Genomic DNA, 24,781 nt, shown 5'->3' with positions numbered 1-24,781 from the left:
CATTATCGTTTCAGACCCCAGAAATATAATAAGGGAATAATATTCATAATTCAATTTAAAACTAAAAAATACTAGATTTATCTGTAAATAAGTTAACGAGTTTTGTTGCCCTAAAGTCGAAACAATTACAAAATGGGATATATTGAATTTAACCATTTCAACGGTAGGCTCCTGAAGTATACTGTTGAATAATGAAAATTTGGTACTAATGATGATTACTTTTAAAAGTAGACAAGTTGCAAAGCGAAATACCGCTTCGAAAATACACTACGCTTTCCGTGAACGGCTGATGAGCCCCTTCGTGCTACATACTTGTGTCTCGCCTAGGCCTATCCGCCCACGTGAGTCTCCGTGTATTTCCTTCGCTGGAAGGATGCATGTTTTTCCAACTAGCGTAGGCCTATCCGCCCACGGGAAAAGCACGCGTCTGAAGTCTCAAGCAGTGGTTTTCTGCTTCGGATTCTGAAGCCGTGCCCGTGGAAAGCATAGTATTCTGCCGAAGCGGTTTTTAAATCACAATTTTAGATAAGAAGTGAGTAAGCCACCTAGTCTATTTCCATAGAGGTTATATAATTACTATCCCTAGTTATGTCGCAGTTTATGGGTATTAGCAATTTAGTTTATGAAAACAATCAAATATAAAATCTATAACCTATTAATGTTATCACCTTTCTCAGCCAATCAAAACACTACCCCATCCACTGACAGCAAGTGTAGAATTCATCTATAGCTTTGATAAAGACCGTAACCAGTGTGAATTTTTATTATTAAAAAAAGAAAACCCACAATTAGCAAAGTAGCTAACTTGCAGGTATTCTTGTATGCCGAGTTTATAATTATAAATAATTCTTTCTTAATTCACTTGGTGATTTTGGATGGATATAACCTGGTCCAATATCGTATACGGTTTTTGCTCCTGCTTGTCCTTCTTGATGTAATCGATATGCGGCACGAGCATATGCGACTAGAACACTTGAAGTAAACTCCGGATTACTGTCCAATTTTAAACTGAATTCAACAATTTGATTGGTACCTTCCCCCGTTTTACCACTATGAATAACAAATCCACCATGAGGCATATCTGCATGATCTCGTTTTAATTCTTCCTCCGTAATAAAATGTACGGTTGTATCATATTCATCAAAATAGTTTGGCATTGTTTTAATTGTGTTTTCAACTTGATCAGCAGCTACACCTTCCTCTAACACTACATAACATTCCCTTTTGTGTTTCTCACTTGTTGCAAGCTCTGGATTTTCTCCCGCACGTACACGATTCATCGCTTCTTCAGATGGTATCGTATATTGGACACCTGCTTTAACCCCTTCAACACGACGAACTGCATCGGAATGTCCTTGACTAAGCCCTTTCCCCCAAAATGTATATGTATTACCATCGGTTAAAACTGCTTCTGACATTACACGGTTTATCGAAAACAACCCCGGATCCCAACCAACAGAAATAATACTCGTTTTACCACTTTTTTCAGCTACATTATTAACGGCTTCATAATATTCAGGAATTTTCGCATGTGTATCAAAACTATCCACTGTATTAAACATGGAAGCAAAATATGGCGTCTGTTTAGGTAAGTCTGTTGCTGATCCTCCACATAAAATCATGACATCAATTTTGTCTTGATAATTTTTTACTTCATCTATATGTAAAGAAATAACGTCTTGATCAAACGTTTGAACAACACCTCTTCGGGAAAACACAGCAACAAGTTCCATGTCCGGCTGTTGCTTAATCGCCATTTCTGCTCCTCGTCCTAAATTTCCGTAACCGATAATTCCTATTCTTATTTTCGTCATCCATAATCCCACCTAGATATTTTAGTAGTATTTTTCCTATATACTATCGTTTTTGGCTACAAAGTGCAATGGTAGCGATTTATTACAATTTTATTCATAATGAAATGAATTTTGGGGAATTTTATTTTTAGGGAGGGATTTTTGATGAGCAATGCCTATCACTGTCCAAATTGCAAAACGAATCGAACACGCTTTAATATTGTTGAGCAGCATCCCAAAATCGTTAAATTAGATGCTGAAACTGGAGACGTCGTCGAAGAGTATACAATTGAAAATAAGGAACCATTTCATCTCCCCTATCGTGGACCTCATATAAAAGTCCAGTGTGGCGTTTGTGGTTTACTAGAAGATGAAGAAATGTTTAAAAAATATGCAATTTATCAGAGGAAGGAGAATTTGTAATGTCTAGAAAACCGAAAGGTCCTAAACAAAAGGACAAGCCCGATTTGCCAAAAAGTCCAAAGCAACCATATGGTGAACCTTTAAGCGGCTCCCATCAACATAAAATGAGTACACAAGGACGAGAGAGAAATGCTGCAGATAATGGGATGTGACATGAAGCGACAGTTAACTCTGTCGCTTTTAAAATTCCTCCGATTAAACTATAGCTAAAAATATATTAGTCAAAGTACGGTGAAGCTCCCGGACCATTAATTGTAGTTGAAGAAGGAGATATACTTCATTTTGAATTGAATAATATGGATCCCGCCATCCCACACAGTATTGACTTACACGCTGTTCACACAAACCCAGCAGAAGATTTTGCAGACTTGGAACCAAATGAAAAAGGAGCATTTAGCTTCCCAACATCTTCTCCAGGTGTATTCATGTATCATTGTGCTACTGAGCCGGTCTTATCTCATATTGCTAACGGAATGCACGGCGTAATCATTGTTCAACCGAAAGACGGTTTCCCAACAGATGATGAAGTATATGTTATTATTCAAAACGAATGGTATAAATACAATGATTTAGATGATATGACAAATGGTGTTCCTTCTCAAGTAGTATTCTCTGCAAAAGCATTGCACGACGGACAACCTAATACAAATGGAACAACAACTGCACTAAAAGATACACCTTTAGGAGCAAAAGTTGGCGAAAAAGTAAGATTCTACGTAAACAACGTTGGTCCAAACGAGGTAAGCTCTTTCCACATCATCGGCACTATAATGGAAGATGTTTACTTGGATGGAAACCCAGTAAACTATTATAAAGGAATGCAAACAGTCACGTTACCAGCTAGTGGAGGTGCTGTCGTAGAATTTACACTAAAAGTACCTGGCACATATCCATTCGTTACTCACCAATTCAACCATGCAACAAAAGGTGCAACAGGTATCATAGAAGTAACTGAATAAAACTAGAAACTTCCTCACTCTCAGGTGAGGAAGTTTTTTTATGCACCTTTATCTGCTACACTAATAATAGAAACAAATGAAAGGATGGATAAAATGCGTTTAAAAGATAAAAAAGTCATCGCACTTGTTGATAACGATGCGCATGATTTAGAGCACTGGTACCCTGTTTACCGATTACGTGAAGAAGGTGCACAAGTAGATTTAGTCGGTCCGGAAGCTAATACGACTTATAAAGGAAAATACGGAGCTCCAGCTAAAACGGATTTTGCGTTTTCAGATATTAATGCAAAAGACTATGATGGGATTCTTGTACCAGGTGGTTGGGCACCAGATAAGTTACGACGCTATCCAGAAGTACTTACGTTCCTTCAAGAAATGGATGAAGCAAAGAAACCAATTGGACAAATTTGTCATGCTGGCTGGGTACTCATTTCAGCAAATATTTTAGAAGGCAAAAAAGTAACAAGTACGCCTGCGATTAAGGACGACATGGAAAACGCTGGTGCTACTTGGGTCGATGAAGAGGTAGTCGTGGATGGACATATTATTTCAAGCCGTCGACCAGATGATTTACCAGTTTACATGAAAGTTTTTGCTGATAAGTTAGCAGAATAATGGCAGCTTAAAAATACTCGGAATATATTTATCAAGACCCAAACTGAAAAAAGATAGATAAATTAAAGGACACAACATATTTTATATGACTAATATGGTATGTCCTTTTTTTCTTCAACTTACTCCATGAAAACACAAACCCATTAAATTTTTTCTAAAATTGATTTAACGAAAGCAGTTTTCTCTTCTGCATATTTATGTTTATTATTTTTATTTAATTTAGCTAAATTAAGTTTGAGCTGATCATATTTAATTCTTGCTTCATCATTATCTCTCAAGTAATCTCGGAATTTTAGCTGTTCAAGTAAATATTTATTTGAACATTGATACATATGGATTTGATGGGTTCTCGGTTCACCCTTACTAAAATAATGTCTTTCAGGCAAAATATTTGTTCCTTTATACAAATATCCTAACTCCTCTAAGGGTGAGGAAATATTCGCACCATCTTTAAAATCTTTGATTTCTATGGCAATGTCAATAATTGGTTTTGCACTTAAATGTTTTACTGATGTACTACCTATGTGGTGAATACTCATTATGTATTCACCTATTTTATCTTGTATTTTTTCTTTCTCTAATAAATATTCTTTATTCCATTCCCCCGTCCAAGGAACTAAGAAGACCTCTCCTTTTGGCAAACCTAACATCTTATCCCCCTTCTCTATTATCCAACTGTTCCTGGGCTTCCAGGTTTGCCATCTTCAATGCAAAAATTAGCAGATAATTTTCTTCAATATCTACAGGATCAATCTTACCTAATGCCCTTTTTGCTCTTTCAAACTACAGCAAATAAAATTGTTGAAATACTTAATTGAATGACTTGAAAGGTCGGTTTCACCATAAATAAAAAGGTTGCAGCTGCTGCAATGGATAAATTATTGATAGAACTTTTAAATTTACTAGAAGTTGTTATAAAGTTTTTCAGCGGCGCATGATGCTTTTAAACTGGCGATGAGCGGGACGTTAAGTTATACAGATTTTCTACTGAGCTCGCTTATTTTACTAGGGTTTGGATGTATTGGTTTCACGCTCGCATGGATCTCTTATCCTAAATTTTCAAGGCGAGCAAAAAGCTAGTAAATAAGATTGGGGAAATACCATGAAAATAAATGTCGATAGCGACGATCAATATGAAGGTACATCGATTACGATTCAGACGAATGAATGGACAGACGTACAAATAATGTCATTTATTAAAAAGGATACGCAGGAACGATTGTTTGGAATTGAAGGAGATCAAACTATTTTATTACAACCGGATAAGATCGACTTTATTTATGCTGAAGACCGGAAAGTATACGCTGCGATAGATAATCGGCGTTTAGAAATAAGAATGAAGTTATTCATCGCTTTACCAATTGGCATTGGTTTGGCTTTACCCTTTATTATAAAAAATTAGAATCATCCTTAAATGATTCCTTGCAAAAGAAATGAGTGAAAACGAAAGCTTTCCGCAAATCAATGGAGAAAGCCTTCGTTTCACTGCGAGTAAAGAAAGTTTTATTTTTTCCTATCTACAAAAAAGACGTAACTTTTTTTTAACTAAACATTAGGGAATTAGCTCTTTTTGGTTTGTGAAAAAAATATAAAATTAAGAAAAACCAAAAAATTGATACTAAGATTGCACCTGCAATATCTGTAACAAAATGTGCGTCTAGCATGATTCTACTTAATGCAACAGCAAAAATTAATAATACAAAAACAAAATAGTATCCCATTTTAATCCCTGTATTGTTAATATATTTATACGTTAAGTAAATTAAAAATAAAAACAATATCGTTGCGCGCATCGTATGACCACTCGGAAAACTGTATGACTGAATTTCCAGATTCAGGTTAAATACTTCGATATAGCTCACTTCATCCCCTGGTCTTGCTCTTTGTATGAGAAGTTTAAGGAATAAGTTAAGGAATACTCCTCCAACGGATAATGTAAAAAAGAAAAATAGAATTCGCCAGCTTCGTTTAATTAACAAAACGATTCCAATGATTACTGTTATTAATAAAACCATTTCACTAGAGCCGATAAATGAAGCATATTTCATTACTCCTGCTATAAATGCCGTTTTATTTTGATCCGCCCAATAAGCGACAGTTTCATCAATTATAATGCCTGTCGTTCCTGTTGTTATCATTGCCATAATCATAAAAAGAAACAAAAAGATAGCCGAAATAATTAAAAAAGACTTCTTTTTCTTACGAATTTTAACCCACCACACTTTCTATAAATAGCAAAACGTCACTCATTATTTTACAAGAATCGACTTAGATATACAATCTTTCAATTAAAATGTAATCAAAATTTAACTCAATTTGTTGAAAAAAAATAGAAACATTATATAATAAGTATTAGTTAAATCTTTTGGGGCATTAGCTCAGTTGGGAGAGTGCTTGCATGGCATGCAAGAGGTCATCGGTTCAAGCCCGATATGCTCCATCAAAAGGAACGCTTATACATTAAGGTGTATAAGCGTTTTTGTTTAAAGATTATTAGCAGGTTGTTTTGTAATCCAATTTTAATTATCAGCTGTAAATAACAGTGAAAATAGCGCCGAAAAGTTTCCAAGGTATTTTAGATTAACTCCATTTTCACATACAATTGCACCCGTTTAGCCCAATATTTTTTATATAAATCTAAAAAAAGCCAGTTACTAATAAATATATCCCTGTAAATATCAAAATTACATACGTAATAAGTCGAAATGTTTTTTGACTGATCCATTTAAACAAGAACTGTCCGAACATAATTCCAGCAAACAGAGGTGGTATAGCTAAAAAAGAGGATATCCATGTCTCTTTACTGGTACCACCAAAAGATATTTGCATCATCAAGCTAGCAAAATAAACAAATAGATAATAAGCCAACGTTGTACTACGGAGGGTCGTTTGATCTATTCTTGCTCCAGAGAAATATAATAACAAAGGCGGTCCGGGTACACCAATACTTGTTGTTAATAACCCCGATATTCCGCCCGTTACAAAATCTCTATTCTTCGTTCTATCTATCGTTAATCTTAAAATAAGAAGTACCGTTAAAAAAAGAATAAGAGCACCAACAGTCATTTTAAGTAGTCGAATATCTAAAAACAGATAAATAAAAATACCAAAAAATAATCCTATGATACTTCCTTTAATCAATCTAATTAGCAATAACTTGTCTACTTCTTTTCTAATTTTAAAAATCATAAAAGCAGAAAGACAAATTGAGAGTATAATATTAACCTGGATCGCTGTATGAGCAGGGTAAATTAACAACAAAAAAGGAGTACCGATAATAGAGAAACCATAACCAGTACTTGTCTGTAACAACGAAGCCACGAGTACAATTATAATAAGTACAATCAAATTTTCCCCCATACAATGTCACCAACTCTACTCCAAATATCAAATAATCAACATATATTCCCTTCTTCAATTCGACCCTATTGTACTTCAACTACGTTTTGATTATATAGCTCGTTTAGCGAATTATTAGACCCCCAACATATTTTGAAATAATGAAATAGTGATAACTAATGTTGATAAAGTGCCTAAGGATGTTAAAACAATGATTTTTCGATTATTTTGCTCTTTTGAAGGCTTTATTAGTTCGTAAATCGCTGCAATCCATATGAATGCAGAAGCAATAGTAGTCATAACCATATCCATACACCCTCTTTGCTATATTTTTGTAACTTACCAATAAGAATAGACGCAAATCGTTATTCCTTTATAGTAGCAATAGGTAAGCCTTTGAGATTATCTCCAGCTTTTCCCCTGCTCCGCACCGAACGTGCCAGTTTCCAAGCATTCGGCGCTCCATCTATCGATGTATACTAGATTATAAGTTCTTCGTTACTTTTTGACGTGAAATTAAACTACCTTCTCAAGCTCACATTCCATTCGGTATTGTGCTTCGAACCTTATGCACTGTCATGCATAAAGCACGCAGGAGTATCAATGGGATAGTTTTCGAAAACTTGGTTTCGTCATTCCCATCCTTCGTTGTAAAGTTAAAGTTTATTTAGTAACTTCCCGTGTTTCACGCTGAAAATGTTTATCACAGAACTTGTCGCGCGCGCCCTATTATTGAGAACCATGACAAAGCCTTATTGCATAAAAGCCCCATTAGTAAACTGCTAACTATCCTTTCACTCTCCCACCGTTTTGATTCGACACTAATAACGGTAGGGTATTTTAAGAGGATTGGCAAGCTTTTCTTTTTGTGCAACCTTCTAATATTTTGGTTACAATACTCTTAACTTTTATCTTGCACAAACAATTTATCATCTGTTTCAACTGTTTTCTCTTGATTATTAGTAATGGAAATAGAAGAAAAAGGCTTAAACAATACTAAACTAAAAATAATAATAAACCCTACTAATCCATAAATAAAAATTGTCAATCTGATCCCCATTTGTACTGTGAATATTCCGGAAAGCGCGTAACCAAGACTGGAAAGTCCAGTTGATAATGCGATCATTCCTCCTCTAACCCTTCCTAATAAGTAATTAGGCACATGTCTTTGAAGTAAGGTAACAAAAGGAACATTAAATAATGCAACAAAACAACCTAATAAAAATATGAGAATAATAGTAATTAAAATGTTTGAGTTCATACTTAATAACATGATAATACAACTTTGCAATATAGCTGCCACCAAGAAGGACTGTACTAGTAATTTTAATTTAATCTTACTGATAATGTAAGCCATTAGAATACTTCCCAAAATACTTGAAATTTGTATAATAGAGTAATGGATAGAATCTCCTTGCAGTACTTCTGAAGTATATGGTATTAATAAAGTTACACTAGGAGTAATGGCTAAATTAGCAGCTATAGCTACTAATAATACGCCTATTAGCCATTTTGTTTTTATTATATATGCGATACCTTCTTTCCACATCAAATAATAATTCTCTCTCTCTATTTCTTTCTTATTATCATCAGCAGCAGATTTTTCTTTCAGTTGTAATAAAATTATAACGCCGATAAGGAATGCACCTGCTTCAATTAACAAAATAGTACCTAGATTTAAACTAATAATAACAATACCTCCTAATAGCATTCCAAATAATACGCCAATTCTGTCCAAAATAGTAATCCATGAGTTAGCTGTTGTATACTCTTCTTTTTTAACGATATTAGTGATTATCTTTACCGAAGAAGGATCATACAGAGATTCAAGTGCAACAAGCAGAACCATCATAAATATCATGAAATATATATGGATATCTAAAAAAAGCATACCTATTCCAAATATAATCAATATGATTGTTCTCATTACCATTGTAAATATCATCATATTTTTTGGTTTGTATTTATCACAAAATGGGCTTAGAAACAAACTAAAAATAAATCCTGAAAGAAATGTTACTGTCGTTAATAATGTTAATGAAACTACTGTAGTTTGCTCAAAATAGTTCCAGTATAAGGAAATATAAGTCATGGACGCTCCAAGTGTAGATATGACTGAAGCAATAAACAATAAAGAGAAATTCTTATTGATCATTTTTTATTCCTTTCTATAAACAATATGGACTTAAAATTTTAAGAGATACTTGACTTAAAGCTATTTTAAAATTTAACTGATAGTATAAATAATCTAAGTGAAGAACAATTATTCTATTTACAACTCTACCTTGTTTTTTTATCTCTGGTACTCTAAATTCCAATTTAAATTAGTCAAATGCATGGTTTTCAACCAAAAAATTTTGTAGATTTTCCAATGAATATTCATCGTCATTTTTTTTGCTATACAGAATAGATTGAATAGGTTTAAATATTCTGAATTTATTTTTTTATTGCGAATATAAGTTACAATCTCAACGTCAAACTGATTTTTATTGGTATAATTAGCGATAAACTCTAGGAAAGCACCCTTTATAGATGATTCTAAATTAAATGAACTTTTAGCACCAAATAATATTTTTTTCTTCTGTTCATTGCAACCAAAAATCCAAACGGTAGGAAGACTAAATTCATTTAAAGAAAATTAATTGATATTATCCAACCTTCTTGCTCTAATTGCTCTAACGAATGTACAATATCTTTGAACCATCTTGGAAGCTGAGATTTATTCAAACTATAAATTTTCCGTTCACTTACCCAGTTGTTTATAACTGTATGCCTTTCTATTACTTCAAATATACCATTAATAGTTGATTGTTCTTCATTTAAATGACAACTAAATCCATTGCTATTTATTTCATAAATTCCAGATGGTTCCATCACTTTGAAATTGATAAACTGATTACAGCCAATGAAATGTACCACTAGTGACATCTTTTGTACCAACTAATGCCACAAAATGTACCAGTGAATGACAAGCTGTTTACCGGACCATACTGTAAAGCGTCACTTTATTACGTTAAATATAGGGGAGTTTTGTTCAAATTCCTCCAGTATATTTACTTTACTTCTCTGTAATAATATGCTAATTTTTTTGCATATTAGAAGGGGGAGTTTTTTATGATTATTTTACACGATTTTGGAATAGGAATAGAAGAATATGAGACGAAAGGAAAAAAGAATGATTTCCCTGTATTTGATCGGTGTCCCAAGTGTCAATGCATCGCTCAAGGAAATGTACACAGAAACGGCTACTATTGGCGATATGGTATTGATGATGAGGAATTTTATATTCCAATATGCCGTTTTAGGTGTTTAGCTTGTAAAGTAAATATCTCTATATTACCTAGTTTTCTAATCCCCTATTTTCAACATACTTTGGATTCTATGGTGGGACGATTAAGTAGTGCGTTAAAAGGAGAGAAAGTAGAAGGAAGTCGCCAGCAATTGGAACAACATATGAAACGTTTTTGTGAGAGAATTCCCTGGATTCATAGTTTTTTCACAGACTTAGGGTATAAATTGGGTTTCACGCAGGATGTAAAAAAAGAAGCCCAAAAATATATGACAATGATCCAAGATTTTGGCGAATCAACCTCCTTCTATCGAAGGAGCTGGGGTCATTTATCATCCTATTTTATGGGCAAATTAATTCTACCATATTTATCGAAGAAAAAAAATATATTCGTCCCACATAAATCTTGCCTATGAAACTATTGACGAAAAAAGTAGAATAAAGGCAATGGATAACCGGTTGTCCTTTTCAAAAAGGAGGAAAAGTTTATGAATGAAAAAACACGGGAAGAAATTGCTTTATTTCGTTATGGGTTAATTGCCCCACTTTTAAATGGGCAGGTGAAACCAAAGGATTATTTTCAAGAAATGGAGGGAAAAATTCATACTATTCCATATTACGGGGAACGAAAGGTTGCGGCTAAGACGATGCAAGAATGGCTTCTGCACTATCGAAGAAATGGTTTTGGCATTAAAACCAAAAAGACGTTCCGACCGAGGTAATGCGAGAAGGCTGTCTTCGGATGACAGGGATCATATTCTAGAAATACGAAAAAAATCTCTCCATATGCCAGTTAGTGTTTTCTACGAACAACTAATAGCACAAGGAGAGATCACAAAAAATCAAGTCTCTTACGCTACTATAAACCGTTTACTAAAAAAACACAAGCTAGCTGGCAGAAATATAAAACCTAATCTCCATCCTTATCCCCCTCAAATATAGCTCAATTTCATCAAATAAATAGCCTTAAATATATTTACAAAGACTTTATTAAAAACCTCTTGCTCTTGACTTAGTAAAATCAAAAAGTGTATCATCTATGATAAAAAATATAATATCGTAGTTCTTCATTTTCCTCTACTTCCTGATTTTGTTTAGGATATCTAAAAAATATCCTCCCGATACTACATAAAGTGAATCGATAAACGAATACGTTATTCGGTTAAAGCATCTATTTGTAGAACTTATTGATATTTAAATGGGAAGTTTTTTATCATTTCATTAAAGAGATTTTCCCATTGTAAAAAGTTAGATAAAGGCAATGTACCCCAAAACTGTAGGCCAGACATTTCAAATGAAACGGTTATAAAATATTTATCTCCTTTTTCCTCATTACCAAACCAGCAAGGAAAATTGGTTGTATTACCCATATAAGATGGCAATTTTTGATAAACCCTTGATAAGTCTTCATACGTTTTATTACTAAATTTAGATTCATCAACCATATAAACTCTTTCAAACTCCACTATGTCGTCAACGACAACATAATTGTTATTATAAAAATGTACGTGTTCTACAATCATTTCTTAGTATCCTCCTTAGTAAAAATATCGTATATGATGATTCATTCATGCTAGTTTTTGCCACTTCATGTCCAAACTGCCATATTAATTTAATCAATCATACTCACAAACACTTTATAAGTTTATCACTTTTCTTTAAACGTGATGTTAAATAGTATGGTCTTACACCTTATATAGGTGCATGTCCTTATTCCATAAATAGCCAGTTTAGGGAAAGAGAATCCACCTAAGATTTATCTTTTGACTGCATTTTGATTAACTTCAGAATTAATTAAACGATAACTTCAACGAATCTTTCACATAAATTGTCCCGTTGTCATTTTCACTCAATACATCAATCAAAACATAATCATTTTGCCAATACAATTCAAACTTATCTTTATTGGAAAACTTATCAATCTTCCAATCCTTAAATTGAACAGGTTCACTACCTTTTGGACCGTAATATACCCTGATTGGGGCATTATAATTATATTGTTTTTCCGATCCTTTGGAATATGTGGATTTCCTTATTTGAATTGCATAATCCCCGTTTGGATCTTGTTGAGAAGTAGTGGGTATATAACCTAGTTCTATATATTCAACCTTAAAAGAAGCAGACTCATTATCTGTCACTTTAAACTTAATGACCTCAGGCGGTTGTTCTTCTCCATCAAATATAACAGTTGCTTCCTTATCATTTATCCAATTGATTTCAATATTGGATTCATCTAAGTTTTTTCCATCATTGGATAAACTAGTATCAAAATCATCGTCTTTATATTTCAATCGAATAGAAGAAGAACCAAAGGAAAAGGGTGCGCCTATTTCGACAACCTTAATTGTATTTATGTTCTTTGGAGATTCACTCACAACGAGTGTATTTTCTTTAAAATTCATTTCAAAAAATAACGTTCCAATAAAATAAATAATCAGCCCAAAAAATAGTGCGACAAAACCAATAAGGAAACTGAGGCAACCTGTTTTTACTCGTGTTTTAGTACGGTTCATTTCTTTTTCAAAATCTTTATCTATATCTATTTCATACACCCACTTTTTAAGTACCTTAGAATTCCCATTTCACTGGATAATCGCGTTTTAGTTTAATAATATAAATTTAAAACACTATTAAATGACTCGATTCCAAAACACATTTGTTAGACTTTTAATACCTGGATATAAATTATTTTAACATAGTATTTTCAACAATTTTTTAAAAAATTGAATTTAATCGCTAAGAGCTACCAAATATAATAATCGGCATAAATTGGTAGTAAACGAAAAACTAAAGCGTCTGTTAATATTAATGGCTCTTAGCTAATTAGCTGACAGTTTTATAATCGGTCTTTTTCTAATAGTCAGGAGAAGGAATGATATAAAAATAACCACCTACTCATATGAAGAGCGGTGGCTATTTTTATTTTTTTCTTATTTTTCTAGCAAGCTACTAAACTTTATTCTATTCATTTCTACTTACTAAATACCCTGTCAGTCATCAGCCATTTTAATTCCACGTTCTTCAAACACCTTTTTAGCGGCCGCTAACGCATTTAGGACACTCGGGAATCCAGTATATGGAATGAGGTGCATGATGCAACCTACAATCTCTTCCGGTTTTAAACCAACAGTAAGCCCAGTTTTAATATGCATTTCAATCTGTGGTTTTCCTTGAGCAACAAGGGCTGTAATGGTTGTAAGAACCTTTTGTTTGTTATCTAATCCTGGTCGTGAATAGATATCTCCAAAAGCAAATTCAACAACATATTTGCTTAAATCTGGAGCAATATCTTTATACGCTTCACCAATGTCCATAAAGCCAGTCGGATTCTCATCGTCTGATAACGTGAGCTCTTTTATTTTTTCCAAACCTTGTTGATAACGATCTTTTGCCATTTTAAAATCCTCCTTGGTTTAATTACATATTGAAAATCTAGTTTAATTGTATGGAAAATATGTATTGTAATCTATTATTCACTCTATTATTCCCTAAGTTTCTTAACAATGCCAGTATATAATCTTTAGAATTACAAGCAAAATGAATCAAGGTTCATTTTATAATGTTAAAGTTATAGGACATTTAAAATATTGGGCAATGAAATCTAACACAAATCACTCATTTGAAATGTCACGATTGATTCAAAAAAGACACATTTTCTTATTCGATTAGAACACCCAATTGAATAAGAAGCTAGTTTATTCATAAAATTCCATATGCGGTTTATCCTGTTTGTAATAATCTAATCTGTCCTGCAAAGTACCTGTATGAAATTCGAACTTATGTCCATCAGGATCAGTGAAATAAATGGACTTCTTATCTTTTTCATCTCTTGGACGACTAGGTAAAATGTTTACATCCAATTTTTTTAGCTTGTTAAATATATGATCAAATTCATCCTCTTCAATTGAAAAAGCAACATGAGTATATGATTCACTTATTTCATTACGGGGAATGTCTTTTTCTAAATTAAGAGCAATCCACATCCCGTTCAAATCAAAATATGCAGTACTTCTTCCTTTCACAAGTAATTTAGCATTAAATACTTCTTGGTAAAATTTTATAGATTTATCCAAATCAGATACAGAAAATAAAAAATGGTTTAGACCCTTTACAAACATCTCCATCACCTCTGAGTAATAGTTTAACAATAATCTGACAGATACTTTCTCCACATTGTTAAAATGCAATGTTCCGTTTCATACGTTATTTCTCTTTTCTAGGTGAAGAATATTCCAGTTATATATCTTTGAATAATTAAAAAGAATCCCCAGCCGATAACTCCAAATAAAATTGCTGTTGATATATGAATAGAATGTTTACATGCAATATAAATTATCAGAAGCATTACAATCGTTGCTGGAAGACCTGCAATCACACCACCTATAAATTCATTAATCGTTTTTGTAGATTCTCCTTGTACTGTTAGCCAAATTATACTTAGAATGCTAATTAAAGGTAGAGCTGCTATAATTCCTCCATATACCGGAAATCGTCTTGCTAATTCGGTTACTATGCCAATAATGGCTGCAGAACCGACAATTTTTATAAACAAATGCATTTATTTTGATACCTCGCTTAGTAACTGAAAGGCTTTAACAACCTGTATCCTTTCTTTATCTGATAACCTGTCAAGTGCTGCTTGTAACTTTTCTTCATCTAATTCTGTATTTTTCTTTAATATCTTTATACCAAGTTCCGTTAGATGCAAATAAACCCTGCGTTGATCTTTTTCATATCTTTCTTTATATAGCCATCCATTACTTACTAACTTTTTAATGTGTTCCGACGCAGTATTATGTGATATAGATAAATGCTCTGCAATATCTCGAACCATTACAAATTGCTTTTTCTGTACCATTTGTAAGATACGGACACTTTGGTGGGAGATGGTTTCTTGTTGTTCTGGATGAAGTTCAAAGTAAATATCAGAAAAATATCTATTTATTTCAGCAATCATATATTAACCCTCCAATTCATCGTCTTAAACGATTATATCGTAAATAACGATATAATCGCAATAGAAATTTACATTTCAGAAGTAGGAAGGATACTTACAGACTCTGACCGAACTAGGGATTCAGGATCTACCTTCTTTAATATCCAAAATGACAATCTCTAGTTTCTGGGAAAAAGAAAATAATTATAATTAAAAGCCAAGATTACTATTTGTAATTCCTGGCTTTGTTTAAAATGACTTTTATTTATAAAATTACATCAGGAGTTTCAGGCAAGATTTGACCTCCGTCTATTACGAGGGATTGACCAGTAATATATTTAGCTTCCTCTGATGCAAAGAAGCAAACTGCTACACCAATATCTTCCGGGTCTCCTAACCTTTTCATCGGAACAGCTTCAGCACCCTTTTCACTTAAAATTCCCAGTTGTTTTTTCAAACCTTCAGTAGCAATCATTCCTGGTTGAATGGCGTTAACTGTTACACCATAATTTGCATACTCCAATGCGGCACTTCTCATAAATCCAAGGATTCCAGCTTTTGTCGCACCATAAATTGAACCGCCAGGGTATCCTGTAATATCTCCGGTGATAGATGAAGTAAGAATAATACGACCGTAATTTTGTTCTTTCATAACCTTCACCACTGGTTTTACAACGAAGAAAATTCCTTTCAAGTTTATGCTTTGAATTTTATCCCAATCTTCTTCTGTCATGTCTTCAATCAACACTTCCGGATAAATTCCAGTATTTGCAGCTAAAATATCAATTCTATCATGCTTACCTAGAACATCCTGAACAACTTGTTCTGCATTATTTTTATCAGTAACATCTAATTTGTAAAATTCACCATCGACTTCTTTAGCAGTTTTTTCACCTGCTTCTTCATCGATATCACCGATCATTACTTTCGCTCCCGCTTTAGCTAAAGTTTCCACTATTCCTTTTCCAATACCATTTGCTCCACCAGTAACTAAAGCGATTTTATTTGTTAAATCAAACATAAGATCCTCTCCTTTATGTAATATTAACTCCTAGTTACACTTTATCATAGATATCTAACTGTTGTTATTCTTCTATTTAAAATGTCCCTTTAACGTAACATTTATTCCGTTCTGACGGCTCGTTTGCTTTTCTATTGTTCTTTTAGAAGTGACGCCTATAGTAGTACTCTAGCCACTATAGCAGAATTCATTATAGTTAAATGAGTAAAATTGAACATTCAAATCATCTGGAAGTAAACATTCCATTATTAAATTCAACGGTGATCGATATTTACGCAAATTTACCAGATGATAAAAGCAAATGCTAGATGGGCACGTAACTTCTCGAAAAAATTAATCCAGAATCACAAAGCATGGGTAGCCGATAACCCGTCAACCATTAATCAATTAAAAATAATTAATGATGAAGTCATTCATAAACTTCACCAAGAATATATACATTCTACTAGTGTAATCCAATAGTATAGACAGGAGATGTAATCCCCTATCTATTTTTATTACTTGCACAAATGTATCCTCACACCCAAGAAAAATGTCAAAGGGGTAACAACTAAAGATGCTAATATCATTAGACTTTGCACAAACAGTTACCGTATCCAAGGAAAAGCCGATCCGGTGCTTCCATTGTCTTCACCAGCTCAGAAATTTCTACAAAAAAAGTGGAGTAATAAAGCCCTCTATCAGCGCAGCAATCAAAGTTAATGGGAAGATCACTGTTATAAACGTTAATAATGAATTTACGATTAATTCCTTAAAAGTGTATACAGGAGCGCTTTTCCCAAAAAGTTTTTGACCAATTTTTCTAAAGATCCATTGATTAATTCGATATGCTAAAGCAGTAGCTATAATAAAGGCAAGAAATTCAATGATAGAATGTGGTAAATAACCTTTTACAATCATCCAAAATAAGGAGTCACCTTTTCCTGTCGCTAAATGGGTGGTGTTGTAAATATAAAAAATCATACCGTTCAAGATGCCATTAAAGATCAATACAATCGTATAGAAAAACGGAATTGGAATAATTGCCAACAATATGATTTGAATTGGTACTTGAATATTGTTGGTAAAAAGTTCTACTGTAAGTTCGAGCTCCGATCGTTGTCGGACATCTCCTGTTGTATGATTTTCAAACTGTGTAAATAATTTTTCGGGATCAAAACCGAATTTTACGCTGTTTAAATAAGTAACGATCATTGCGAGTATTAGTATCAAGCAAAATATAATGGTCGGTTTAATCAAGTCTTGTAAAAATTTTTTCAAGCAAATTCCTCTTCTCTTAAGCGACTTTTCCCTTTGTTCTTTTCTTGTTAAATTTTAAAAACGACAGATATGTGAAACTTCTTGTGATTTTTTCCAATGGACCGTAACGAAAATGGTTTAAGTATATTGTACTAAAATATATTTGTAGTGCGAAAATGACAATCCCTAGCAAGATGCCATCTGTAACGCCAGCTCGACCAAAGAGAGCAAATCCATAGCCATAAAAAATTGTTGTGCAAATCACCGTCTGCATGATATAGTTTGTTAACGACAATTTACCAATGTTCTCTAAATAGGTTAAAATTCGAAATTTGCTTTTCCGACAATACAATAGCGCAATTAAAAAGATGTAACCGAAAGCTAGCAACATCTCCCCTATCATCGCAAGCCCCATTCCCCAATTACTTTCTGAATAAAAATATCCTATTATATTGAACAAAAGACCAACTGGAAGAAAGAGGGTAAATCCTATCCAATAAAACTGCTTCTCCTTATACGGACGGAAAAACATCTTTCTTTTTGCTGCATACATCCCAAACAGAAACATCGGTGCAATTACTAGCGGAGTAAGTAAAACCAAAAATACCATTTTACCTTCCCCTAGTTCCTTTGATAAAGGATCTTCTTCGTTGTTATTTCGATAATCCTTAATCTCTGCATATGTTCCGGAACTGTAAATTTCCGTTGTTTTTTCTATATAAGCGTCTATAAAGTCTGTATCCGCTTGCTGCAGCTCTTCTTCCCCAAAAAAACTTCCAATCCCAAACAACAAAAATAAACTGACTCCCCAAATAAGTATTGTCTTAGGCTTTCGGTTTACGAACATTAAAAGTAATATTCCCATCGCCCCATAAAGAAGTAAAATATCCCCTTCCCAGAAATAGATAGAATGCAGGAGACCGATAATGATTAACATTACCATTCTACGGAATAAATGCCATTTTACTCTTAACTTCTTTCGTTCAAGGCTATTTTTCATCATGATCATCGAGTAACCGAATAAAAATGTAAAAATTGGCATAAAACTTCCTTCAATAAAAATTTTGGTAAAAGCGTACGTGTATTGATCTACCCTCGACAACTCAAATAAATGGATTTCATCTTTTCCCCATAATCCGTATTGGAATATTAATAGGTTAGCCAATAATATTCCGAATAAACTAAAACCGCGAATGCCATCAATGGCATGAATTCTTGTATGTTCATTCATCTTAAAATTTCTCCTTTAAATAAGCAATAATCCCTATTTGCCGCACTTTTTTATTATTTACTCTGTTTTAAGTTGCGAATTTAATCGATATTTGTGAAGATAGTAGATCAGAAACGGCAAAGATATAAGACCGATGATTATATTTGGCAACATAAAACTAGCTACTTGCTCTATTTCTGTGTAATTAATAAAATCCGGTATTGGTATTTTAAACAAATCTAGTAAACTTACTAATGTATTGTTTAAGAAATGAATCATAATCGGATACAATAAATTATTCGTTTTTAAATAAATGAGCGATAAAAGAAAACCGAACATAAAAGCCCCTATATAATCCATATGTAGTATGGCAAAAATAAGATTCGTAATAATTAAACTGAAAATGATATTAGTTTTTTGTGCAATACGTTTTAAAAAATATCCCCGAAAAATAAATTCCTCTGCAACTGGAGCAATGATACATGCACTTATAAATATACAGAACATCTGAACACTCGAAGCTTGCTCATATTCCTTGACCATTTCAACAGTAATTAATAATTGATTTTCAGCAAAATTAGGTGCGATAAAAGAAAATAAATACGTTTGAACCCAAAAAAATGCTAAGGAAAATAATAGTACCGTTAATGTAATGAGAAAAAGTGAAGGTAACTTTTTTGTCATCCCTTCCCATGTTATAACTTCTTTTACATGCATATCATATTTTTTCATTTGCTTCTTAAACCAGAATAGTGGAAATAGTACAAATAAAATTATTGATGCTAAAATGTCGATGGTGAGATCACTTTCTGGACTAATTATTCCTATTGTAATGCCAAATATAATAAAAAAAATAATTAGATAGAATATAAAACTTCTTAACTTCATTTTTTCAAACATAGGAATCCTCCTCGTTATTTTTTGTCTATCTATACAATAAATGAGGAAGTTTACTACGATTAATCACCTACCTTATCTTTACATTAATTTTCCCCAAAAACTGTTAAGGTTCTCGTAAGCTTTCTATGGTAGGATAAAATTGGGTGAATAAAATGAAAGAGACACATATATTATTAGTTGATGATGAAAAATCTATTTTACAAATGGTAGAGATGGTTTTGAAAAAAGAAGGTTTTCATCATATACATACAGCGGAAACTGGAGCAGAAGCTTTACAAATTGTGAAAACAACTCCGCTTCACTATATCGTTTTAGATGTTATGCTTCCCGACATAAATGGCTTTGATTTATGTACAAAAATTCGTGAATATACGGATGTGCATATATTATTTCTAACCGCTCGTGTAACCGATTTTGATGTATTAACAGGGTTTGAAAAAGGCGGCGATGATTATGTGACAAAACCGTTTAATCCATTGGAAGTTGTCGCTAGAATAAAGGCACAGTTAAAAAGAAAACAACTGATCAGCCATCCCGGGGCTGTGATACCGAATAAAAAATTATATGATTTTGGTCATTTTACTGTTGATGAAGATGCAGGAGAATTAAGTGTAGACGGACAGCTCGTATCTTGTCCTGCACAAGTTTTTCTTCTCCTCGTATACTTCTGTAAAAATGTCAATCGAGTTTTATCTAAAGAACAATTATTTACAGCCGTTTGGGGGTATGACCATATGGTGGATGATAATACAGTAATGGTTCATATTCGACGAATTCGAGAACGGATTGAACCTGATCCTAGCAACCCTATTTACCTTCAGACTATTCGCGGTCTTGGATACAAATTAGTAAAGGATTATAGCTAATGAGATTACAACGAAGAGTTACTGTCCATTTTGCATTCCAATTCGTTGCTTTGTTAATAGCACTCTTTTTCATTACTCTGTCATTACTGTTTATTTTTGCCAATTTAGCAACTAAAGAAGAATTAAAAGCGAATCCCAAAAGAGAGATCATTGAATCCATTCCTTTAAGTGCAGTCATTTATAATGAAGATACATTTTCAATTGGTGAAAAATGGCATGATCTTTTAATTGAAAATAATATGTGGGTTCAACTTGTCAATCAAGATGGAGAAGTCTTTTATTCTGTTAATACACCCGATTCTTTGCAATCATCCTACTCTGAACATGATTTATTAGTAATTGAAAGTACAGGTGAAATCGATAATTATACCGTTGAAACAGCTTATGATAAATGGGAAGATGGCGTCTATTATTATATATTTGGCTTTTATAATGATGAGCAAATGATGCTTGAAGAATTGTATAAAACATATAATGACCGGACAGACAACAAAAAACTAATTCAAACGTTACAATCACACAATAGTTATCTTGACATTTATGTCAATGGAGATTTAGTGGAGACGATCGGTGCGTCGAGTGAAAGAAATAACAAACCTCTTGATTTAATTGGAAGAATTCATCAACCCGGGGAAAATTCCACAAAAGTTTTTACACATCATGATGAAAAGGCAAATGTTACGTGGGTACTACATTTAATAAATGAAGAATATAAAGATCAGAGCTTTTGGTTGTTTCCAGCGAAAGAAACGCAAATTTTTATAATGATTGCTCTAATCAGTTTATTCATTGCGATTTCTGTTTCCATTTGGAATGGCTATCGCTACGGGAAACCGTTAATTACATTTGTCAATTGGTTAGAACGATTGGAGAAAAATCATTATCTAGACGTTTTAACCGAGAAAGAACGGCGAAAAATTTTTAAGAAAAATGGCAAAGTAAAATTTCGCTATCGGATTTTCCAAGAAGTATTTCAATCCTTTGAAAAGATGTCAGCAAAGCTTATTGCAGCAGAAAAAGAAAGAGAGCAGTTAGAAAAAACTAGAGCAGAATGGATGACCGGCATTTCACATGATCTCCGCACCCCATTATCGAGTGTTCAAGGCTATGGTCATTTATTAGAAAGTGAGCAATATACTTTTTCTGAAACTGAATTGTCAGAAATGGGAAAAGTTATCCGGGAAAAAAGTGATTATATGGTTCGGTTGCTGGAAGACTTTTCATTAGTTTTTCAGTTAAAAAATAGCGTCATAACGATTGAGAAACAAACCATCGATTTGAACAAGTTTGTGGAAAAAAACGTGTTGAAATTCAAAAATGATTTAACGATTCAAGACAAGCATTTTAGATTTTACGCATCATCTCATCCATGTTATGCAGACATCGATCCGAAATGGTTCACTCGCGTTCTAGATAACCTTATTTCAAATGCCGTAAAACATAACCCACCATACACTACAATGGAAGTGAAGGTGACGAACAAATCCGGTAAAGCGATGATTCAAGTTTCCGATAACGGAAAAGGAATGGATGAAGATTTTGTGGCTAATTTCTTCGAGCGTTACTACCGGGGGACAAGTACAGAGGATCGGGTTGGAGGAGAAGGGCTAGGAATGAGTATAGCTCATGCGATTATCCAATTACATGATGGAAAAATCGATGTTCAGTCGAAAATCGGTTTAGGAACAACGATTACGATTATAATCTAACTTTTTAAATTCTATCCATTGATTATCACGAAATTTATTTTCCTAACATTTTTATCAACCTATTAATTGTCGAGTCACAAACCTTGGCAATTAATAGGTTAAATTGTTTATTGTCTTCACACAAAACATTTCATTTATTATGAAGTGCGTCGAATTAACCTTCTATTTGTAACGTATTCTCTTTGGGCGAATATACTTTGTATAAATCACTTAAGTTTATTAGGCAAATCCCATCTAAATCGCAGAAAATAGTAAGGAGGGAATTTTACGAATGCATATTCATATCTATCAGGGAAACAGCTCTCCACCTACTGTAGCGAAAATTACGATAGTTATTGACGTCATACGTGCTTTTACGGTAGCGCATTATGCTTTTTTAAATGGGGCAAAGCGAATTATTCTTGCAAAAAATGTTAAACAGGCTTTTCAGTTAAAAAGGAAAAATCCTGATTTTCTTTTAGCTGGAGAGATTAATGGTCTTCCCATTGAAGGGTTTGACTTAGACAATTCTCCTTACAATATAAGGTCAAAAAATTTGGCTGGAAAAACACTTATTCAAAAAACAACAAACGGTGTTCGAGCTACCTTAAATTGTTTATCATCGGATTATACATTTGTAACCGGATATTCAAACGCTAAAACGACAGCAAACTATATAAAGAACAAATTTACTACGGATCAACAAAAGAGTATCAATATAATCGCCTCTCATCCGAGCGGTGATGATGATCTAGCATGTGCAGAGTATGTAAAAAGTATCCTAGAAGATTCGAATACACTTACAACTAAGGAAGTATCCGAACGCATTAAACATTCGCATGTAGCAAACAAGTTCTTTGACGAGAAAAATTCATACTTTATCCGCGAAGATATTGAGTATTGCATCAAGGAGCTAGAAACGGGATTTGTCATGAAGGTTAGAAAAGATACTAAAATACCGATGATTGAGAGGATAAATGCATGCCAGGAAAAGAGTTAATTCTTCCAACACGAGAAATGAAACCGAGAAAGAAAGGGTTAACGATTCTAATTGACAATGGAACACCATTAAACTATTTTCAAGATACGATTAACAGTGCAAGCGACTATATTGATCTGGTGAAATTTGGCTGGGGTACCTCCCTTGTCACTGAATATTTATATCAAAAAATAGAATCTTTACGACATCACGACATTGAGTTCTTTTTCGGTGGAACATTATTTGAAAAATTTTTAAGTCAAGGTAAAGTCGAACATTATTATGATTACTGTAAGCAATTTAATTGTAACTATGTTGAACTTTCTAATGGAACAGTACCTTTTGACAATAGGGAGAAAGCTAGATTCATAACAGAGTTTTCACAAGAATTTATCGTATTTAGTGAAGTTGGCAAAAAAGATATTTCTGAGGCCAATGAACAAGATTCATCAGCATGGCTTGAATATATACAACAAGACTTTGACGCTGGGGCGACAAAAGTAATATTAGAATCCAGAGAAAGTGGAACAAGTGGAATATGTAGGGAAGATGGAAATATACGTATGGATATACTTGATTTAATACTAGATGAACATATCCCAGTGGAAAAATTAATATTTGAAGCCCCTACTAAAAAGATGCAATCATTTTTTATTCAAAAGTTAGGAGTGAATGTCAATCTTGCAAATATTTCCATGCAAGACGTCATCTCACTTGAAACGTTACGTTTAGGCTTACGATCTGACACCTTTAATATTTTTGAAGTGGAGGGTATAAAGTGAGAGAAACGAATAAAATATTTCATTTAGCTATTCCATGCAAAGAATTGAATGAAACAGTAGATTTTTATGAAAAGATGGGATGTAAGTTGGCTAGAAGGTATGATGATCGTGTAACATTTGATTTCTTCGGTGACCAACTAGTTTGCCATTTAAGTCCAGAAAATATTGATAATGAACCATCAATGTATCCACGTCACTTTGGTATTACCTTTTTGAATAGAGAAGAGTATGAGCAAACATTAGCATTTGCAACTGAACAAAAACTCCCCTTCTTTAATAAACCGATGGTAAGATTTGAAGGAAAAAAAGAAGAACATTTGACGTTTTTTTTAATTGATCCAGCTAATAATTTACTAGAATTCAAGTATTATCATGACGCTGATATGGCTTATTAAAAATATCTTCTTAACGTTCTGTTACGATTAAAAAAGTAACAGAACGTTATTTGTATTAAATCGTTGAAAGTTTAAGAGACAGATGTCTTTCCTATCGTAACCTCATATCATAATAACATCTGTACAAAAACAGACTATTACGCCATAGGAACATGTTTTTCTATACAAAAAGGCAATTCATCTATTCCCTATTTTTTCAGGTTTTACCTGTATTAAATTAAAGTGAGAGTCTTTTCCACAAGTATAAAAAGTATTGAATATTTACCTATTGCTAGTATATGATGAAGATAGACATGTTCAATCGTATAGCATTAAGGAGAGGCTACTAAATGAATGTTATATCTTAT

Annotated in this window: 27 protein-coding genes, 1 tRNA gene and 2 pseudogenes; 13 read left to right on the top strand and 17 right to left on the bottom strand. The window is 33.2% G+C overall.

Going from position 1 to position 24,781, the window contains the following annotated elements:
* Nucleotides 1-836 precede the first annotated feature (836 nt).
* The gene (locus SPD89_RS06195) at nucleotides 837-1,814 is read right to left on the bottom strand and encodes a diaminopimelate dehydrogenase (protein ID WP_336261087.1); all 978 of its coding nucleotides are present in this window, start codon (nucleotides 1,812-1,814) and stop codon (nucleotides 837-839) included.
* Between the two features lie 144 nt (nucleotides 1,815-1,958).
* Between SPD89_RS06195 and SPD89_RS06190 the strand changes: the two genes are divergently transcribed.
* The 4 genes and pseudogenes from SPD89_RS06190 to SPD89_RS06175 all read left to right on the top strand — a co-directional run bounded on the left by SPD89_RS06190 (nucleotide 1,959) and on the right by SPD89_RS06175 (nucleotide 3,790).
* Nucleotides 1,959-2,216 carry a DNA alkylation repair protein gene (locus tag SPD89_RS06190; protein WP_336261086.1) on the top strand — a complete coding sequence of 86 codons (258 nt, stop codon included), beginning with the start codon at nucleotides 1,959-1,961 and terminating at the stop codon, nucleotides 2,214-2,216.
* Nucleotides 2,216-2,368: a small acid-soluble spore protein P gene (locus tag SPD89_RS06185; RefSeq protein ID WP_336261085.1), complete on the top strand. Its 153-nt coding sequence runs from the start codon at nucleotides 2,216-2,218 to the stop codon at nucleotides 2,366-2,368. The genes SPD89_RS06190 and SPD89_RS06185 overlap by 1 nt, the downstream gene beginning before the upstream one ends.
* A gap of 78 nt (nucleotides 2,369-2,446) precedes the next feature.
* A pseudogene (locus SPD89_RS06180) lies at nucleotides 2,447-3,175 on the top strand (multicopper oxidase domain-containing protein); the annotation flags it as partial.
* Nucleotides 3,176-3,268: 93 nt separating this feature from the next.
* Nucleotides 3,269-3,790 carry a type 1 glutamine amidotransferase domain-containing protein gene (locus tag SPD89_RS06175; RefSeq protein WP_336261084.1) on the top strand — a complete coding sequence of 174 codons (522 nt, stop codon included), beginning with the start codon at nucleotides 3,269-3,271 and terminating at the stop codon, nucleotides 3,788-3,790.
* 143 nt (nucleotides 3,791-3,933) lie between these two features.
* On the opposite strand, the gene SPD89_RS06170 is transcribed toward SPD89_RS06175, so the two are convergent.
* Nucleotides 3,934-4,440, bottom strand: coding sequence for a GrpB family protein (locus tag SPD89_RS06170; RefSeq protein WP_336261083.1), 507 nt, complete (start codon nucleotides 4,438-4,440; stop codon nucleotides 3,934-3,936).
* Nucleotides 4,441-4,892: 452 nt separating this feature from the next.
* Between SPD89_RS06170 and SPD89_RS06165 the strand changes: the two genes are divergently transcribed.
* Nucleotides 4,893-5,192, top strand: coding sequence for a hypothetical protein (locus tag SPD89_RS06165; protein WP_336261082.1), 300 nt, complete (start codon nucleotides 4,893-4,895; stop codon nucleotides 5,190-5,192).
* A 139-nt stretch (nucleotides 5,193-5,331) separates the two neighbouring features.
* On the opposite strand, the gene SPD89_RS06160 is transcribed toward SPD89_RS06165, so the two are convergent.
* Entirely contained in the window at nucleotides 5,332-5,934 is a 603-nt protein-coding gene (locus SPD89_RS06160) for a phosphatase PAP2 family protein (RefSeq protein WP_336261081.1), read from the bottom strand.
* 223 nt (nucleotides 5,935-6,157) lie between these two features.
* Here SPD89_RS06160 and SPD89_RS06155 point away from each other — a divergent pair.
* Nucleotides 6,158-6,230: transfer RNA gene (locus SPD89_RS06155), tRNA-Ala, on the top strand.
* A gap of 197 nt (nucleotides 6,231-6,427) precedes the next feature.
* Here SPD89_RS06155 and SPD89_RS06150 read toward each other — a convergent pair.
* From SPD89_RS06150 to SPD89_RS06135, 4 genes are all read right to left on the bottom strand, one after another.
* Nucleotides 6,428-7,150: a sulfite exporter TauE/SafE family protein gene (locus tag SPD89_RS06150; RefSeq protein WP_336261080.1), complete on the bottom strand. Its 723-nt coding sequence runs from the start codon at nucleotides 7,148-7,150 to the stop codon at nucleotides 6,428-6,430.
* Between the two features lie 114 nt (nucleotides 7,151-7,264).
* Nucleotides 7,265-7,435 carry a hypothetical protein gene (locus SPD89_RS06145; protein ID WP_336261171.1) on the bottom strand — a complete coding sequence of 57 codons (171 nt, stop codon included), beginning with the start codon at nucleotides 7,433-7,435 and terminating at the stop codon, nucleotides 7,265-7,267.
* 595 nt (nucleotides 7,436-8,030) lie between these two features.
* Nucleotides 8,031-9,284, bottom strand: a complete 1,254-nt coding sequence (locus SPD89_RS06140; protein WP_336261079.1) for an MFS transporter — start codon at nucleotides 9,282-9,284, stop codon at nucleotides 8,031-8,033.
* A gap of 473 nt (nucleotides 9,285-9,757) precedes the next feature.
* Complete coding sequence (locus SPD89_RS06135; RefSeq protein WP_336261078.1) at nucleotides 9,758-10,057, bottom strand: YcaO-like family protein; 300 nt, start codon at nucleotides 10,055-10,057, stop codon at nucleotides 9,758-9,760.
* Between the two features lie 186 nt (nucleotides 10,058-10,243).
* Between SPD89_RS06135 and SPD89_RS06130 the strand changes: the two genes are divergently transcribed.
* Together SPD89_RS06130 and SPD89_RS06125 are read left to right on the top strand one after the other, a co-directional pair.
* Nucleotides 10,244-10,834 (top strand): hypothetical protein, encoded by a 591-nt coding sequence (locus SPD89_RS06130; protein WP_336261077.1) that lies wholly within the window; start codon nucleotides 10,244-10,246, stop codon nucleotides 10,832-10,834.
* 72 nt (nucleotides 10,835-10,906) lie between these two features.
* A pseudogene (locus SPD89_RS06125) lies at nucleotides 10,907-11,330 on the top strand (helix-turn-helix domain-containing protein); the annotation flags it as partial.
* Nucleotides 11,331-11,602: 272 nt separating this feature from the next.
* Here the strand turns inward: SPD89_RS06125 and SPD89_RS06120 are convergent.
* From SPD89_RS06120 to SPD89_RS06075, 10 genes are all read right to left on the bottom strand, one after another.
* Nucleotides 11,603-11,941, bottom strand: coding sequence for a hypothetical protein (locus SPD89_RS06120; protein ID WP_336261076.1), 339 nt, complete (start codon nucleotides 11,939-11,941; stop codon nucleotides 11,603-11,605).
* A 267-nt stretch (nucleotides 11,942-12,208) separates the two neighbouring features.
* The gene (locus SPD89_RS06115) at nucleotides 12,209-12,970 is read right to left on the bottom strand and encodes a hypothetical protein (RefSeq protein ID WP_336261075.1); all 762 of its coding nucleotides are present in this window, start codon (nucleotides 12,968-12,970) and stop codon (nucleotides 12,209-12,211) included.
* Between the two features lie 438 nt (nucleotides 12,971-13,408).
* A complete protein-coding gene (locus tag SPD89_RS06110) occupies nucleotides 13,409-13,813 on the bottom strand; it encodes a carboxymuconolactone decarboxylase family protein (RefSeq protein ID WP_336261074.1) in 405 nt (134 codons plus the stop codon).
* Between the two features lie 300 nt (nucleotides 13,814-14,113).
* Nucleotides 14,114-14,536, bottom strand: coding sequence for a FosM family fosfomycin resistance protein (gene fosM, locus SPD89_RS06105; RefSeq protein WP_336261073.1), 423 nt, complete (start codon nucleotides 14,534-14,536; stop codon nucleotides 14,114-14,116).
* 98 nt (nucleotides 14,537-14,634) lie between these two features.
* Nucleotides 14,635-14,976 (bottom strand): DUF3147 family protein, encoded by a 342-nt coding sequence (locus SPD89_RS06100; protein ID WP_336261072.1) that lies wholly within the window; start codon nucleotides 14,974-14,976, stop codon nucleotides 14,635-14,637.
* On the bottom strand, nucleotides 14,977-15,375 hold the full coding sequence (locus SPD89_RS06095; RefSeq protein ID WP_336261071.1) for a MarR family winged helix-turn-helix transcriptional regulator: 399 nt from the start codon (nucleotides 15,373-15,375) through the stop codon (nucleotides 14,977-14,979).
* 244 nt (nucleotides 15,376-15,619) lie between these two features.
* Nucleotides 15,620-16,375 carry an SDR family NAD(P)-dependent oxidoreductase gene (locus SPD89_RS06090; RefSeq protein ID WP_336261070.1) on the bottom strand — a complete coding sequence of 252 codons (756 nt, stop codon included), beginning with the start codon at nucleotides 16,373-16,375 and terminating at the stop codon, nucleotides 15,620-15,622.
* A gap of 648 nt (nucleotides 16,376-17,023) precedes the next feature.
* Nucleotides 17,024-17,635 carry a stage II sporulation protein M gene (locus SPD89_RS06085; RefSeq protein WP_336261069.1) on the bottom strand — a complete coding sequence of 204 codons (612 nt, stop codon included), beginning with the start codon at nucleotides 17,633-17,635 and terminating at the stop codon, nucleotides 17,024-17,026.
* 16 nt (nucleotides 17,636-17,651) lie between these two features.
* Nucleotides 17,652-18,845 (bottom strand): DUF418 domain-containing protein, encoded by a 1,194-nt coding sequence (locus SPD89_RS06080; RefSeq protein ID WP_336261068.1) that lies wholly within the window; start codon nucleotides 18,843-18,845, stop codon nucleotides 17,652-17,654.
* Nucleotides 18,846-18,902: 57 nt separating this feature from the next.
* Nucleotides 18,903-19,724 carry a CPBP family intramembrane glutamic endopeptidase gene (locus SPD89_RS06075; RefSeq protein ID WP_336261067.1) on the bottom strand — a complete coding sequence of 274 codons (822 nt, stop codon included), beginning with the start codon at nucleotides 19,722-19,724 and terminating at the stop codon, nucleotides 18,903-18,905.
* 152 nt (nucleotides 19,725-19,876) lie between these two features.
* Between SPD89_RS06075 and SPD89_RS06070 the strand changes: the two genes are divergently transcribed.
* The 5 genes from SPD89_RS06070 to SPD89_RS06050 all read left to right on the top strand — a co-directional run bounded on the left by SPD89_RS06070 (nucleotide 19,877) and on the right by SPD89_RS06050 (nucleotide 24,434).
* Nucleotides 19,877-20,590 (top strand): response regulator transcription factor, encoded by a 714-nt coding sequence (locus SPD89_RS06070; protein WP_336261164.1) that lies wholly within the window; start codon nucleotides 19,877-19,879, stop codon nucleotides 20,588-20,590.
* Nucleotides 20,590-22,299: a sensor histidine kinase gene (locus SPD89_RS06065; RefSeq protein WP_336261066.1), complete on the top strand. Its 1,710-nt coding sequence runs from the start codon at nucleotides 20,590-20,592 to the stop codon at nucleotides 22,297-22,299. The genes SPD89_RS06070 and SPD89_RS06065 overlap by 1 nt, the downstream gene beginning before the upstream one ends.
* A 271-nt stretch (nucleotides 22,300-22,570) precedes the next feature.
* Nucleotides 22,571-23,278, top strand: coding sequence for a 2-phosphosulfolactate phosphatase (locus SPD89_RS06060; protein WP_336261065.1), 708 nt, complete (start codon nucleotides 22,571-22,573; stop codon nucleotides 23,276-23,278).
* On the top strand, nucleotides 23,260-24,039 hold the full coding sequence (locus tag SPD89_RS06055; protein WP_336261064.1) for a phosphosulfolactate synthase: 780 nt from the start codon (nucleotides 23,260-23,262) through the stop codon (nucleotides 24,037-24,039). The genes SPD89_RS06060 and SPD89_RS06055 overlap by 19 nt, the downstream gene beginning before the upstream one ends.
* Nucleotides 24,036-24,434, top strand: coding sequence for a VOC family protein (locus SPD89_RS06050; protein WP_336261063.1), 399 nt, complete (start codon nucleotides 24,036-24,038; stop codon nucleotides 24,432-24,434). The genes SPD89_RS06055 and SPD89_RS06050 overlap by 4 nt, the downstream gene beginning before the upstream one ends.
* Nucleotides 24,435-24,781 lie beyond the last annotated feature (347 nt).

It is taken from the genome of Pseudogracilibacillus sp. SO30301A (assembly GCF_037072025.1).
GTDB lineage: Bacteria > Bacillota > Bacilli > Bacillales > Amphibacillaceae > Pseudogracilibacillus.
This window is presented reverse-complemented; position numbering and strand designations above follow the sequence as displayed.

What these genes read in the sequence shown, in the direction of transcription:
- SPD89_RS06195 (WP_336261087.1), bottom strand. Translation starts at nt 1,814, where the DNA reads ATGACGAAAATAAGAATAGGAATTATCGGTTACGGAAATTTAGGACGA.
- SPD89_RS06190 (WP_336261086.1), top strand. Translation starts at nt 1,959, where the DNA reads ATGAGCAATGCCTATCACTGTCCAAATTGCAAAACGAATCGAACACGC.
- SPD89_RS06185 (WP_336261085.1), top strand. Translation starts at nt 2,216, where the DNA reads ATGTCTAGAAAACCGAAAGGTCCTAAACAAAAGGACAAGCCCGATTTG.
- SPD89_RS06175 (WP_336261084.1), top strand. Translation starts at nt 3,269, where the DNA reads ATGCGTTTAAAAGATAAAAAAGTCATCGCACTTGTTGATAACGATGCG.
- SPD89_RS06170 (WP_336261083.1), bottom strand. Translation starts at nt 4,440, where the DNA reads ATGTTAGGTTTGCCAAAAGGAGAGGTCTTCTTAGTTCCTTGGACGGGG.
- SPD89_RS06165 (WP_336261082.1), top strand. Translation starts at nt 4,893, where the DNA reads ATGAAAATAAATGTCGATAGCGACGATCAATATGAAGGTACATCGATT.
- SPD89_RS06160 (WP_336261081.1), bottom strand. Translation starts at nt 5,934, where the DNA reads ATGGCAATGATAACAACAGGAACGACAGGCATTATAATTGATGAAACT.
- SPD89_RS06150 (WP_336261080.1), bottom strand. Translation starts at nt 7,150, where the DNA reads ATGGGGGAAAATTTGATTGTACTTATTATAATTGTACTCGTGGCTTCG.
- SPD89_RS06145 (WP_336261171.1), bottom strand. Translation starts at nt 7,435, where the DNA reads ATGGTTATGACTACTATTGCTTCTGCATTCATATGGATTGCAGCGATT.
- SPD89_RS06140 (WP_336261079.1), bottom strand. Translation starts at nt 9,284, where the DNA reads ATGATCAATAAGAATTTCTCTTTATTGTTTATTGCTTCAGTCATATCT.
- SPD89_RS06135 (WP_336261078.1), bottom strand. Translation starts at nt 10,057, where the DNA reads ATGTCACTAGTGGTACATTTCATTGGCTGTAATCAGTTTATCAATTTC.
- SPD89_RS06130 (WP_336261077.1), top strand. Translation starts at nt 10,244, where the DNA reads ATGATTATTTTACACGATTTTGGAATAGGAATAGAAGAATATGAGACG.
- SPD89_RS06120 (WP_336261076.1), bottom strand. Translation starts at nt 11,941, where the DNA reads ATGATTGTAGAACACGTACATTTTTATAATAACAATTATGTTGTCGTT.
- SPD89_RS06110 (WP_336261074.1), bottom strand. Translation starts at nt 13,813, where the DNA reads ATGGCAAAAGATCGTTATCAACAAGGTTTGGAAAAAATAAAAGAGCTC.
- fosM (WP_336261073.1), bottom strand. Translation starts at nt 14,536, where the DNA reads ATGTTTGTAAAGGGTCTAAACCATTTTTTATTTTCTGTATCTGATTTG.
- SPD89_RS06100 (WP_336261072.1), bottom strand. Translation starts at nt 14,976, where the DNA reads ATGCATTTGTTTATAAAAATTGTCGGTTCTGCAGCCATTATTGGCATA.
- SPD89_RS06095 (WP_336261071.1), bottom strand. Translation starts at nt 15,375, where the DNA reads ATGATTGCTGAAATAAATAGATATTTTTCTGATATTTACTTTGAACTT.
- SPD89_RS06090 (WP_336261070.1), bottom strand. Translation starts at nt 16,375, where the DNA reads ATGTTTGATTTAACAAATAAAATCGCTTTAGTTACTGGTGGAGCAAAT.
- SPD89_RS06080 (WP_336261068.1), bottom strand. Translation starts at nt 18,845, where the DNA reads ATGAATGAACATACAAGAATTCATGCCATTGATGGCATTCGCGGTTTT.
- SPD89_RS06075 (WP_336261067.1), bottom strand. Translation starts at nt 19,724, where the DNA reads ATGTTTGAAAAAATGAAGTTAAGAAGTTTTATATTCTATCTAATTATT.
- SPD89_RS06070 (WP_336261164.1), top strand. Translation starts at nt 19,877, where the DNA reads ATGAAAGAGACACATATATTATTAGTTGATGATGAAAAATCTATTTTA.
- SPD89_RS06065 (WP_336261066.1), top strand. Translation starts at nt 20,590, where the DNA reads ATGAGATTACAACGAAGAGTTACTGTCCATTTTGCATTCCAATTCGTT.
- SPD89_RS06060 (WP_336261065.1), top strand. Translation starts at nt 22,571, where the DNA reads ATGCATATTCATATCTATCAGGGAAACAGCTCTCCACCTACTGTAGCG.
- SPD89_RS06055 (WP_336261064.1), top strand. Translation starts at nt 23,260, where the DNA reads ATGCCAGGAAAAGAGTTAATTCTTCCAACACGAGAAATGAAACCGAGA.